Origin of the sequence: Pedobacter sp. (assembly GCF_039594775.1) — a bacterium.
GTDB lineage: Bacteria > Bacteroidota > Bacteroidia > Sphingobacteriales > Sphingobacteriaceae > Pedobacter.
This window is the reverse complement of sequence record NZ_JBCNMT010000011.1, coordinates 59,464-72,895: the sequence shown is the minus strand read 5'-3', so window position 1 is coordinate 72,895 and position 13,432 is coordinate 59,464. Positions and strand designations below refer to the sequence as shown.

13 protein-coding genes are annotated in these 13,432 nt (G+C 37.2%); 6 read left to right on the top strand and 7 right to left on the bottom strand.

Annotation, left to right across the window (positions count from 1 at the left end; translation table 11 throughout):
• Positions 1-127 precede the first annotated feature (127 nt).
• The 3 genes from ABDV71_RS19050 to ABDV71_RS19040 are packed head-to-tail and all read left to right on the top strand — an operon-like array spanning position 128 to position 4,345.
• The gene (locus ABDV71_RS19050) at positions 128-2,524 is read left to right on the top strand and encodes an outer membrane beta-barrel family protein (protein WP_343535401.1); all 2,397 of its coding nucleotides are present in this window, start codon (positions 128-130) and stop codon (positions 2,522-2,524) included.
• Positions 2,525-2,582: 58 nt separating this feature from the next.
• Complete coding sequence (locus ABDV71_RS19045) at positions 2,583-3,584, top strand: histidine kinase (protein WP_343535400.1); 1,002 nt, start codon at positions 2,583-2,585, stop codon at positions 3,582-3,584.
• Positions 3,585-3,592: 8 nt separating this feature from the next.
• A complete protein-coding gene (locus ABDV71_RS19040; RefSeq protein WP_343535399.1) occupies positions 3,593-4,345 on the top strand; it encodes a LytTR family DNA-binding domain-containing protein in 753 nt (250 codons plus the stop codon).
• A 32-nt stretch (positions 4,346-4,377) separates the two neighbouring features.
• Here the strand turns inward: ABDV71_RS19040 and ABDV71_RS19035 are convergent, their stop codons facing one another.
• The 5 genes from ABDV71_RS19035 to ABDV71_RS19015 all read right to left on the bottom strand — a co-directional run bounded on the left by ABDV71_RS19035 (position 4,378) and on the right by ABDV71_RS19015 (position 9,008).
• A complete protein-coding gene (locus ABDV71_RS19035; RefSeq protein ID WP_343535398.1) occupies positions 4,378-4,902 on the bottom strand; it encodes a hypothetical protein in 525 nt (174 codons plus the stop codon).
• A 37-nt stretch (positions 4,903-4,939) separates the two neighbouring features.
• Entirely contained in the window at positions 4,940-5,869 is a 930-nt protein-coding gene (locus tag ABDV71_RS19030) for an NAD-dependent epimerase/dehydratase family protein (RefSeq protein WP_343535397.1), read from the bottom strand.
• Between the two features lie 59 nt (positions 5,870-5,928).
• The gene (locus tag ABDV71_RS19025) at positions 5,929-6,393 is read right to left on the bottom strand and encodes a heme-binding domain-containing protein (RefSeq protein WP_343535396.1); all 465 of its coding nucleotides are present in this window, start codon (positions 6,391-6,393) and stop codon (positions 5,929-5,931) included.
• 60 nt (positions 6,394-6,453) lie between these two features.
• Positions 6,454-7,059, bottom strand: a complete 606-nt coding sequence (locus ABDV71_RS19020) for a DUF3347 domain-containing protein (protein ID WP_343535395.1) — start codon at positions 7,057-7,059, stop codon at positions 6,454-6,456.
• 956 nt (positions 7,060-8,015) lie between these two features.
• Positions 8,016-9,008, bottom strand: coding sequence for a helix-turn-helix domain-containing protein (locus ABDV71_RS19015; protein WP_343535394.1), 993 nt, complete (start codon positions 9,006-9,008; stop codon positions 8,016-8,018).
• Positions 9,009-9,188: 180 nt separating this feature from the next.
• Here ABDV71_RS19015 and ABDV71_RS19010 point away from each other — a divergent pair, with 180 nt between their 5' ends.
• The 3 genes from ABDV71_RS19010 to ABDV71_RS19000 all read left to right on the top strand — a co-directional run bounded on the left by ABDV71_RS19010 (position 9,189) and on the right by ABDV71_RS19000 (position 12,205).
• Entirely contained in the window at positions 9,189-10,109 is a 921-nt protein-coding gene (locus ABDV71_RS19010) for an SRPBCC domain-containing protein (RefSeq protein ID WP_343535393.1), read from the top strand.
• Positions 10,110-10,265: 156 nt separating this feature from the next.
• Positions 10,266-11,144 carry a LysR substrate-binding domain-containing protein gene (locus ABDV71_RS19005; RefSeq protein WP_343535392.1) on the top strand — a complete coding sequence of 293 codons (879 nt, stop codon included), beginning with the start codon at positions 10,266-10,268 and terminating at the stop codon, positions 11,142-11,144.
• 86 nt (positions 11,145-11,230) lie between these two features.
• The gene (locus ABDV71_RS19000) at positions 11,231-12,205 is read left to right on the top strand and encodes a putative sulfate exporter family transporter (protein WP_343535391.1); all 975 of its coding nucleotides are present in this window, start codon (positions 11,231-11,233) and stop codon (positions 12,203-12,205) included.
• Positions 12,206-12,211: 6 nt separating this feature from the next.
• Here ABDV71_RS19000 and ABDV71_RS18995 read toward each other — a convergent pair whose 3' ends face one another.
• A complete protein-coding gene (locus ABDV71_RS18995; RefSeq protein WP_343535390.1) occupies positions 12,212-12,910 on the bottom strand; it encodes a hypothetical protein in 699 nt (232 codons plus the stop codon).
• A gap of 34 nt (positions 12,911-12,944) precedes the next feature.
• Positions 12,945-13,427 (bottom strand): DUF6265 family protein, encoded by a 483-nt coding sequence (locus ABDV71_RS18990; RefSeq protein ID WP_343535389.1) that lies wholly within the window; start codon positions 13,425-13,427, stop codon positions 12,945-12,947.
• Between the last annotated feature and the right edge of the window lie 5 nt (positions 13,428-13,432).

The window sequence follows — 13,432 nt, the reverse complement described above, 5'->3', positions numbered from 1 at the left end:
TGCTGATTATGGATCATTCACCATTTCCCCTAATTTATTTCATCGTTCCCTTAGTTCATTTAAACCCGTGATTTAAATCGGTTCTTCTTTTAGATTTTAGTACGGTTAAACAGCAAAAAACAGACTCATGAAGACCATATTGAAACATTATTTATTTACTGTTATTTTAATAGTATTGGGCCATACTACGGTAAATGCGCAAAACAAGGTTGGTGGAATATTATTTGACCATAAAAACATCCATATCCCCTATGCTCCTGTATTATTGGTAAATTCAAACGATACGCTTTCCATAATTTATACAGTTACCGATAGCGTTGGAAAATTCAATTTTAAGATTACAAAATCCGGGTCCTATTTTATCCGTGTTAAAACCATTGGATTCAAACCTTATCAAAGTCAAACCATTCAATTGAATACTAACGAGGATATTCTATTCGAATTTCCAGCCATCATTTTGGCGGACGATATTACCATAATGAAGGAAGTAACTATTGTAAGCAAAAGACCACTCTTTACCCAAAAAACCGACCGTTTGATTTTCAACGTAGAAAATTCAATAGCAAGTCAAGGTGGGGATGCCATAGATGCCTTAAAAAATACACCACTGCTAAAGGTCGATGAAAACAAGGTAGCAATGATTGGTAAAAGCAGCTTAAACGTAATGATCAATGGCAAGCCAGTAGCACTTAGTGGTGAGGCATTGATTGCTTACTTAGGCACCATTTCCAACGACCATATTTCTAAAATTGAAATCATTACTACACCTCCAGCTAAATATGCAGCCGAAGGCAATGCTGGGCTGATCAACATCATTTTAAAAAAGAACCCCAATTTAGGTTTTAACGGAATGCTCAATTTGGCCGCTACCCAGCGTAGTCGTTTTTCGAGCAGAAGCAGTGCCACTTTAAATTACCAAACTGAGAAATTTAGTTTGACTTCTAATTTACTATACAGCCACAACAAGATTACTGCATACGAAAAAGACGAAAATATATTTGCGAACGGATTTGTAAGCAACAACAGACAGGACAAAAATGTGCTTTCAAAAGATTTTGCACCTTCTATCAACTTTAATTACAGGCTAAACCCTAAAATTGATGCCTCATTGATCTATGAATATAATGGCTCAGACTTTACCTCTGCTGATCAATCCAAAAACTTATTTTATACCAACACCCAATTAACCAACCAATTATTTAATGAGGGTTATGGCACTATAAATGGCGATTTCCATCGTCTTCACGCATACATTACCGGACAACTGGATACGATGGGCAAATCTGTAGACCTAGGCTTTCAATGGCTTGATAATGAAATTAACAATGAAAGAAGCAATCAGATTAACAACAATGACATACGGTCTGCTACCCGCAATTTATCTTTAAACAATTACCGTTTAGGAGTGTCAAATTTAGATTTCAATTTGCCTTTTAAGAGGAGCACCTTACAAACTGGCGCACGCTACGCCTTTCTAGACAATAATAGCGATGTACGCTTTTTTGATATGGTTAATGATATGCCAACATTAAACCCTGCTTTAACGAATATATTCAACTATAAGGAACATATTTTTTCACTTTATCTTTCTGCAGAAATGAAATTGGCGACTAAATGGGCCATACAAGGTGGATTGCGCTACGAGAACACCAACTATAAAGGAAAATCGCAGGCGGCTGCCAATGAAATATCACGTCGCTACGGCAATTTCTTCCCCACATTTTACGTAAACTACAAGCATTCCAACACTGCCGACTATTCTTTCAAGTATTCAAAAAGGGTAAACAGGCCTAGATTAGAGCAGTTAAACCCATTTCAATGGTTTATCAATCCACTTCAATATGTAGAAGGCAACCCCTTATTAATGCCTTCGTTCTCCGACAATTTCGAGTTTACTTACGCTAATAATTCCAATTTTAGTGCTACTTTATACCATTCCATTACCAAAGATCAGATCAGTTATATTGCCCAATTTTTAAATGATGGTAAAACACAACGCTATAGCTATTATAATTTATTAAATGTTTATCAATACGGCGTTTATGCTAATTACACCTTTAACAAGATAAAACACTTGGAAAGCCAACTTAGCGGCGGATATTATTGGCAAAAAACAAAATCGAAAGATGCCACGCTAGTACCATCTACCAAAGGAACAGGGGCTAATCTTTCCATCAATAATTCCCTTAAATTTGGGAGCAATGACCTCGTGCAATTAAACTACATGCACAACTTTCCGGCTTTTAATGGAACCATGCATACCAATGCCTACGGATTTTTAACATTGGCTTATAGAAGAAATTTTTTAGCTAAACAATTGAGTATAGGCCTTACAGCGTCGAGTATTATCAGCAAAGGGAATGAAATTTCTTATAGCCAGGTAAATAATAGCGCCAATTTAAATGGAAGTAATGAGTATGATTACCAAAGTGTTCGTTTAAATTTGACCTATAAACTTGGCAACAACAAAGTAAAGGGTAACAGGCAAAAAAATGCAGCCGAAGAAGCTAATCGCATTAAATAGCTTAATATTGGATTAACTATTACATGATTGCCGATTCAACAAAAACAATAATATATTCATGAAAAAGACACTATCCATTATACTGCTCTTATTAGTGTTGCTTTTATTCAATGCGCTGCAAACCCTAACCTATTACTTCACCAGGATTTGGGGCGACATCGATTTTTACGATATCCCAACGCATGTTACGACCTATTTAAACGCCTTGGGGGCATTAGGCTGTACGTTAATTGCCTGGAAATATTTGGGCAAATGGCAAGTAAAAAAATTAAAGTTCATTTATGCTTTCTTATTCACCATTCCATTATTTGCTATTTTCACCTCTATTTTTCACATCCTGGTAAGAGCTTATTATGGTCATCCAACTTCTTTGGATATGCTTTGGACCAACTTTGTTTTTACCCTATCTTTTTCTCATCTATATGTTTCGGGATTTACCATTGCGTATCTTTTTTTCTCGGAAACCAATTCTTTGAAAGAAGAGCTCGCTTTGTCCCACTACGAACTTGAAAGCATGCATCTACAAATGTTAACCAAAAATATAGAGCCCCATTTTCTATTCAATAATTTAAGTATCCTATCTTCCCTAACCCGTAAAGGTTCTGATCAGATAGACGAGTTTATTGAGGATTTAGCTGACGTTTATAGATACTTTTTATTACATAATGCAGCAGATAGTGTACCAATTAAAGACGAGCTGGCTTTTTTGAAAAAATACATTGCATTAACGACCAAAAGGTTTGACAAGGCCTATGCTATTGAAATCGAAATTGATGACATGGAGGGGGATATTGTTCCATTTGCCTTACAAATAGCAATTGAAAACGCAATTAAACATAATGAGGGAAGTGAAACCAATCCGTTATTGATTGTTATAAAAAGAGACAATGATAGCATTATAATTAGTAATCCTATTAGACCGGTTGAAATTACTTCAAATACAGGATTAGGCTTATCAAATGTCTCCAAAAGATACCAGCTCCTTTTTAACAAGGTGTTGCATTATGGCGCAGTAGACCATAATTTTGTGGTTAAAGTGCCTGTAATTACCCGTAAATAATCGCAAAAATGACCATTGTACTCATTGAAGATGAAAGTCTGAATGCCGAGCAGCTCCTTTTCTATATCACTAAATATGATGCGGCTATAAACGTAGCGGCAGTGTTAAAAAGCAATAAGGAGATTGCAACTTGGTTCTCGGAAAACAAAATGCCCGATTTGGTATTATGCGACATTAAATTGCTAGATGGCAATGTTTTTTCTTCTTTGCAGCACGGAATTATCTCATGCCCTATTATTTTTACCACTGCCTTTAACGACTTTTATCAAGAGGCTTTTGATAGCAATGGCATTGCCTATTTGTTGAAGCCTATTAGTTTCAAAAGTTTTGGGGCAGCCATGGATAAATTTAAGCGTTTAACGCCACAAAATACGACCATAGATTGGTCAAGCATCTCGTCGGCACTTAAAAAAATCAACGTTCAATACAGAGAGCGACTCGCAGTTAAGGTAGCAACCAACACTTTGTTGTTAGAGGTAAAAAATATCATGAGTATTTCCACCAATCTAGGAGTGTGCGAAGCGGTAGACCATAAAGGCAAAACCTATGAGTTTAGACAACGGTTTTCTGACTTGGTAGAAGAGCTAAACCCTGAAATCTTTTTTAAGATCAACAGAGGAGAAGTCGTTAACATCAATTTTATTGAATTAATTGAACCTTATTTTAATGACCGATTATCTATCAAATTAACAAATTATACCAAACGGCTCATCACTTCAACTGCTGCCACTCCCGAATTCAGAAAATGGATTGAAAGATAGATAAGAATCGTGTATAATACCTCCAATGACTTTTACAATAATTCTATCCATTTCTTTTCAAAATAGATCATTGAAGTTTGATTGTTTTGATCGGTTATAGCAGCCTTAACGAAGTTATTGTTTGTAGAAAGATATTTTAGGGTTAGTTTATCCATCCCACTTGTATCATAATAAGATCCAAACTTACAGCCAAACGGATTATTCTCCACGTCATCTGTAAAAACAGATAAAAGCAATAGTCGCTCCGAACGCATATCAGGTTGTGCATAGCCAAAAATTCTATGGTCTTGTCTAATGTTGGATGTTAAATGGATAGTGCTGTCACCACCTTTCAGAAAAACAGACGCTCTAGTAATATGGTCTCCAGAAGCCATTACACTCGCACCATTCGCCTTTTCTATACTATCTAGTCTGCTAAGTTTTTGGGTTGGTTTACTTTGCTCACTAACATTTGCAGGCGCATTCGTCTGTAGATTGATTTGCTCATCGTCAGCTTTTGGCTTTGTTTGTTCACAAGCTGCTAAGAAAAAGGCTGATGCCAATATATAGTTTTTCATGTGTTTTCAACTAGAATTTACAAAAGCATAGCTACCCTCAGGAACCCTGTTCTTCTTTGATATAGGCTATCCCCTCCTGATAAGTTGTAATCTTAAATTCTGGGAATCTGTTCTTGAACTTCGATACATCAAACAAATTATCAGCCGCATATCTCGGTAAAAGTTCCTGAAGCTCTTTAATTCGTTTGTTAAAAATGGCACCAACCCTGAGCATAAATTTTGGAATCACGGCATATTTTAGTTCTCTTCCATAAACTTTAGATACCAAGGCAACCAATTGTTTGTAACTACACCGGTTGGTATCTATAGGTAAGTGCCAGGTTTGTCCGTAAGCATCGGGGGTATTACCAATCAAAGCGGTAGCCCTGCTGGCGTCTGGTGTCCAAATCAGGCTTCTTAGCGTACTATCGCTCAAAGGCACTTTTAACGTCTTGTTCTTTTTAATGGCGTCAAAAATAAAGGTGTTGGTAATGCTTTGTGTTTTACCAGGACCATAAAATTCCGGTGCACGACAAATAACCGCTTCAATTTGCCCTGCTTTCATCTCTTGCAAAAGCATTTCGGCAATTTGTTTCCTTACCGCACCTTTTCTACCTACTGGATAAAAAGGGCTATCTTCAGTCAAAACCTCTCCATTTTGTGGATACATGTAAGTATTGTCAAAAAAAACCAGTTTAGTGCCATGTGTCTTACAAGCCTCAATCACATTACGCATAATCACCGGAAATTGCGCTTCCCACATCTCGCTGTCCATGGGTAAGCCCAAAGTGAAATAAGCAATATCGCTATCTTCAACAGCCGCCATTGCTTGATTTCTGTCCGTCAGATCAGCTGCAAACAAGGCATCGGAGTCATTCACCTTTTTTGGATTTCTGCTCACCAACCTAATATCGTTGGTGTAATTCCGTTTTAGTTCCTTCGCCAATTCCTCCGCAATTTGCCCATTGGCACCAAGTATCGTTTGCATTTGTTTCTCTTATTTTGACTTTTCTAAATTTACAGATATCTAATCAATAATTGATATGGCTAATCTACATTAGAAATCCCCTCTCCCTTCTTATCGAACCAATCCACCAAAGTTTGTTTTTCTTCTGAAGACAAATTTGCATGACGATGAATTAATAAATATGACGACAAGGGCATTTCTTCATTCTTAACCTGATTTGACATTGACCTGAATTTATTCCGTTGCTTGCGAAACGAGTAAGTTCCAAATTCACTGAAGTTAAGTTCTCTTTTTCCTTCTTCAATATGCGAGGCCATATACCAAGCTACTGGCTGAAAGCGGCGATACCATGGATAGGTTGTGTTATCACTATGGCAATCGTAGCAAGACCGAGTTAAAATAGCCTTAACTTCCCGGGGCATTTCATATAATTTTTCAACGTGTAAATCGGTTATTTTATCAGATTGGTTTGGTTGTGGCTGAAAAAACTGCATGGCAATTAAGATGGTCGCCAATCCCCATAGGATTTTCTTTTTTAATGACATATCATTGATTGATTTTCTACAATTAAGCCACAGCCTGCTAATACAGACTGTAGCATTATTTTACTTGCTGTTTATGGTTTCCTGAACACTACCACAGTCGATCATTTTTGAACCGTAGTATGGGTTTTTGATTTCTTTACTTTCACTGAACCAAATCGCTCCCTTGCCACCATTAAACATAGGACAATGATCTTGATATAGCGTTTGAGGGGCTCCGAATAACTTGATCAAATCTTTTAGGTCTTCACTTAACGACACCAAATGTTCCCTTTGGTGCCCTATATTACCCACATTGTCGCCTATGTGTTCCGCATGCTCCTTAGCATCCGCAGCAATGTCCATGTATTCCTTATGCTTATCGGCCGGAATTGAAGATATATCTATTTTATTCAAAGTAGCTAACAATTCCCCCCCTTCATTTGCAGCCATTTTATCATCACCTGATACAAGCGCATTCTTCAAAGACAGATAGTTAACCACTATGGGCGCAATAGAGAAACCTTCTTTCAAATCAACATTTTGGTTCTTTGCAGTATCATTAACTACCTGATTTACGGTCGTATCGCTTACTGAACGATCAACTGCTTTATTTGACGGTGAACTGCAAGATATAATTGCTGTAATGACCATAGCTACAGCTGCTAGATATAATGTTGTATTTTTCATTTTATTTATTTTTTAGAAAATTTTATGTAGCTCCAATGATGATATAAAGCTTCAAGCTATCATCACTCATAATTATGGAAAGCCTTACTTATAGAGCCCATGGCAAATCATTGCCAGCATACATATGCGTGCTGGCAACACCAGTAGCAACCAGTTTATAAGTACTTTAATTTCGATAGGACACAATTAGGGCTAGTAAGCCCATATTTTAGCCTATTTTGGGCGGTAGCCAAATGGATAAAAAGCCTGAAGAGTAATAGGCTTGTGAATAACCGAATTTATTCTCTTCGATTTCGATAAAATGTTGACCTAACACCAATTCGAAAGCAATTAGTAAGCTTGAAGATGAGATTGTTGTGCTGCATTTACAAGAACTATGCCCGCAAACACCTTTACAATTGCTGTGATATTTATTCTTTTGGCAGGAACCTATTTGGCAACAATTGTTGTTTTCTGTTTTATTTAAAGATTGTTTTGAGCAAATAACCTTCTCAATGGTATTTGTTTTTTTGGAACAGGCATACCCTTGCTTGGACATTAATAAAAAGCCCAAGCAGCATAATACCATAACGCCAATTTTTATCCTCAAGTTTTTCAACAGCATAAAGTTATCAATAAAAATATTTCTTTTTTGCCTTATCACATCATTTCTTCAAAACATCTTTTTAATGAAGATTATGAGCTATTGATTTCTTATTTTTAACTATACAAATTATTTCCAAAACAACATGATGAACTTTTTGAAAAGAAAAACCACTTGGATAAACCTAGAATTTATTCCCTTTAAACTATGTATAGCGAGCATTTACATTATTGTAGGCAGTTATTTCCACCAGTTTTTTCAAAATTATTACATCCCGCTTTTTATCTTATTTGGGATCACGGTAGTGTGGACCCTGGTATTATGGTTAAAAAAGATGAATAAAAACAGTGCAGAATGAACTGATCAGAACCATTCAGGCTACCGAACCCAACTTATTGTACTTATGCTTGTACGCCAGTGGCGATAAGCCCGTGATTTTCCTAAATACCTCTCTAAATGCCTTTACATCTGAATAGCCCACCTCATACATCACTTCGTTAATCGTTTTACGGGAGGTTTCCAATTCTTTTTTTGCCGATTCGATCTTTACTCTCTGTAGGTATTCAACAGGCGTATTACCTGTAGCTTTTACAAACCTACGATCAAAATTCCTTCTTCCTGTAGTAAATCTTTTAGAAAGATCATCCATGGATATCCTCTCGGAAAAATTCTTTTCGATATATTCCTGTGCCTTCACAATCACCTCATCGCCATGTGATTTTTGACCACTAAAAATGACAAAATCAGACTGTGCCTGCCTATCAATATCAATTTGGAAAATCTTAGAGCAATAAATAGCCGTTGGACGGTCATAGTACTTTTCAACCAGATAGATAATGAGGTTTAAGAAAGAATAACCACCGCCATTAGTGTAAATGCCATATTCATCTGTAATCAGTTTTTCGGCCTTCAGGTTTACTTTTGGGAACAATGTTTTAAAGTTTGCGGCTGAATTCCAGTGTATGGAGCAACTTTTTTTGTCCAATAAACCTGTTGACGCCAGAATATACGCCCCTGTGCACATACTGGCCACTTCTGCTCCTTTCTTATATTGTGCTGATATCCAATCTACCAAAGGGATATTTTCTGCTTGTATTTCTTTAAAAGCGGCCACAATTGCAGGAATAACAATCAGATTTGTCTGATGAATTGAGCTAATATCCTTTTGCGGCATTACGGCCAGCAAACCATTTACAAAATTCGACTGTTTCGAAACTCCTGCCATCTCAACAGTAAATATTGCCTTTTTACCATTTCTAAGCTGATAGTTATTCGCTTCTGTAAAAATATGATAGGCACCAATAATACAGGACAAGGTATTGGGACCTGTTTGCGCATCGGGCACTAATATGGTAAGATGTTTCATACTACAAGATTTGGGAATAAAACAAACTGTTTCGAGGTTAACTTATTAACACCTAGCAAATTTAAAAAAGAAAGCTGTCCAAATCAACCTCCTAGAAAGTCTATTTCACACCCCACTTAGGTTATTAAACGTCGGTATCTTTGAGATAGACAAACAATCAACATTAATCACTAATGAATCATGAAACAGCAAAATTTCACCACCTCATTTACAGTAGATGCTTCACCTCAACAAGTATTTGATGCCGTTAACAACGTAAGGGCATGGTGGTCAGAAAATATCGAAGGACCTACGGACAAGCTCAATGGCGAATTTCTGTATCACTATCAGGATGTGCACCGTTGCAAGATAAGAATTACAGAAATCCAGGCCAATTCCAAAGTGGTATGGCACGTGCTTGATAATCATTTTAAATTCACGGAGGATAAGACTGAATGGAAAAACACTTTTATCATTTTTGAGATCACCGAAAAAGAGGACAAAACCGAATTAAAATTTACACATCAGGGTTTGGTCCCAAGTTATGAATGTTATCAGGTTTGTCATGACGCATGGACGCATTATGTACAGGACAGCTTAAAAACGTTGATTATAACAGGTAAAGGACAAGCCACGCCAAAAGAAACTGCACTAGATAGCACAATGAGCGAAAACGAAAAGCATCAAACCGACACTAAAAGTATTTTTCACCGCTTGCTGATTAAAACACCCGTAGAAATCGTTTACCAAGCACTTACCACACAGGAAGGTTTAGCCGGTTGGTGGACACCCGATACGATTGCGAAACCAGAGGTGGGCAGTATTTCAAGATTTACCTTTGGTCCTGACTATTTTAAAGAAATGGAAGTCATCGCTTTAAAACCTTATGGCCTAGTAAAATGGCGCTGCATTAAAGCATTTGAAGATTGGATAGGCACTACACTGACTTTTGAACTGGAGGCCCACCAAAAGGGATGTGTTTTATTATTCCATCATGATGGTTGGGAAGCTTACACGCCGGAGTTTGCCTCCTGCAGTTTTGATTGGGCATTATTTTTTAGAAGCCTAAAATTCCTCTGCGAAACAGGCAAAGGGTTTCCTTACCCCGAGTTTGATAAATAATCATTTCTATTCTTTCATATAAAAGAAAATGCTGTTGACTAAAACCTCAACAGCATTTTTGCATTTGTAGAAATATTCTAGCTTCAGATCATTTATCGAACAAAAAGGGCATATTTGCTTAAACACGAAAGGCTACCTGGCCCAATCCGATAAGATATGTATGATTTTAGACTAAAGGTTTTTTATATCGTTGCCAAAAGGCTAAATTTTACCAGAGCGGCTGAAGAGCTATTTATTTCGCAGCCTGCGGTCAGTAAACATATTCATGAAATTGAGGAACATTATGGTGTAAAACTTTTTGACCGAAATGGCACTAAGATCAAGCTTACCAAGGCCGGAAATGTTCTGTATAGTCACGTTGAAAAGTTAACAGATATTTACAGAGATATTGACATGGATATTGCTGCACTTTCTAGCAATTCGAAAGGTTTGCTACGAATAGGTGCCAGTACGACCGTTGCTCAATACTATCTTCCAAAATATATGGCTTCGTTTAAGGAAAGATTCCCTGATATTGAGATGACGATGGTCTCGAACAATACCGAAGTGGTAGAAAATCTGTTGATAGAAAACAAAATAGATTTGGCCATTGTGGAAGGGCAATCTAAACGTCAGAACCTACAGTATAACTGCATTGCTAAAGATGAAATTGTACTGTGCACCAAAGCAAGCAACCAAAGTGCTAAGCAGATAATCAAACCCGAAGACTTAAAAAAATTGCCCATTATTTTACGAGAGCCTGGTTCTGGATCTTTAGAAGTAATTGCCAGTGCCTTAAAAACCAAAAACATTCAGCTTTCTGAATTACAAAAGGAAATTGAAATGCAGAGCACAGAAAGCATCAAAACTTATCTGCTCCATTCAGATGTTTATGCGTTCCTCTCTATACATGCCATTTTCCGAGAACTGAAAGAAAATGAACTGAAAATAATCGACATTAAAGGCCTTGAGATTGAACGTAGCTTTTATCTTGCCATTAATCACGGAGACATGCACAGCTTACAAGAGCTTTTCTTCAAACACATTTCGTTATAACCTGAGGTTATTGGAGATTGCCATTAGTGATTTCTACATTTTAATTCTTCTATGGAATTTTGCCTTTGTATTATATCAAATAACATATGCAAAGCAGATTATCGTTAAAAAGAAATCTCAAAAAGGCATTAGACCACAGCGTTACTTTCAGGGAAATTGTTTTTATTACCCTTTTATTGCTATGCTTAACACCTTTTGTTTCTCCTCCCCTTGCCCTATTTCTCGGCATTGTTACCGCTCAATGGATAGGACATCCCTACCTTCATCTCAACCATAAAATCACTCATCTCTTATTGCAATTCTCGGTAGTTGGGCTTGGCTTTGGCATGAATGTTCATACGGCCCTACAGGCTGGTAAAGAAGGATTGGTTTTCACTGTTATCTCCATTATCGGAACATTGGTAATAGGATATTTCCTTGGCAGATCATTAAAAATTGATAGAAAAACATCTCATCTCATCTCTGCCGGCACAGCTATTTGTGGAGGAAGCGCCATTGCCGCAATATCGCCCGTCATTAAAGCCGAAGAAAAGCAGGTGAGCGTAGCCTTGGGAACCATTTTCATTCTCAATTCATTGGCACTTTTTATCTTTCCCGTAGTTGGACATTTCCTTAATCTCTCACAACATCAATTTGGGATATGGAGTGCCATTGCCATACAGGACACCAGCTCCGTAGTAGGCGCCGCCAGTAGATATGGAAACGAAGCTTTGCAAATTGCCACAACGGTAAAACTTACCCGAGCGCTTTGGATCATCCCCATTGCTTTGCTCAGCACCTGGTTATTTAAAGCTAAGGATACAAAAATTAAAATCCCTTATTTTATCGGTTTGTTTGTATTGGCCATTATATGCAGCACCTACGTACCTTTTATTGGCGAAATAGGAAATCACATCGTTTCGCTCTCCAAAATTGGATTGACAGTCACTTTATTCCTGATTGGTTCTGGTTTATCAAAGCAAGTGATCTGTACCGTAGGATTTAGGCCAATTTTACAAGGTATTATCCTTTGGGTAGCCATTTCAATGGCAGGTTTGTGGGCCGTAATAGTATTATTGTAATTAAATCTAAAACTTTAAACGTTTTTTAAACTCAGGTGCTAAATAGGGTGCTATTTTCTTTCTAATCAGGTCAACTTCAAAAATTTCATAACCACTATTGCGATAATTTACGGTATCAGTGATCAAAAACTTAATTCCCTCAATAGCACCTTTACGGTTAACGATTTCATATTGATCAAGCACATCCAAATTAATCTTGATACCTTTTTTCTGCAAGTTCAATTTCTTTAAAACAGTTTTTAAAAGTGCTTTATGGTTAACAAATAGCGCTTTGCCTAGTATTTTTCCAGTGGAAAGATCAAAACAATAAGCTTGTTGCGATTCGAAAGGAGAACCAAAGGACTGTACACTTACCGATAGGTTTAACAGAGCTCCTTGATCATAAAACAGCTCATAATGCTCAAAGCCATAACCTGCTTCCCGTAGTGTACCATTAGCAACTAGCGCTTTAAGTGTGTCTTTTTTTGCTTTTAACCTTTGCGCTGGTGTGGCCGAAAAATAGCTACCTATGATGGATTTACTTCTCACCTTGCTGTAAATATCCATCGAAACGTTGCTGTACTGATCGGCCAACTTTGGTTCCTCAAGGACATAATATTGTTCTCCAATTTTTACCGAATCTTTAAGGATCATTAACTGCTGTGCCTTGGCTTGTCCTAAAAGTAAGAGGATCAAAACAACAGACATGGTAAAGCTTCTATTCATCGTTTTTGGTTTATACCCTACTGTGACACAAAATCTATTCCAACGACTTTATCTTTTGCATTGGGAATACCTGTTTGCGTGCCTGTCCATTTTTTACCCCAGAAATTTCGGCTATGAGATGCGTCTTATCAATCTTGGTATAACTGATCACTTGCGGAAAATCGTGCTGAGGATTTTCAAACACCAAAGTCGTATCAGTAGTTACTTTTAAAGCGAAACGAACAGGCAACCCAGCATTTTGTTTTTTAACCGTAGGGATATAGAACAATGTGCCTTCTTCCTGAACTAAACGTATGCTTTCAAAAAGTATGGTATCCCTTTCCTTTAGCGCGTAACTTTTTCCTGAAAACTCAGTATCGTTTACTTTGCTCCAAGTTTCGTAGATACTTCCTCTTGACGTTTTATTCTCCCAAGTTCCAATCAACCACTCCGCTTTTTCAATGTGATTTTCATAGTTGATTGTCCAACTACTAAGAACTACCCAAACCGTTGTTGCAAAAAATACTCTCGCTTTCATTTCTA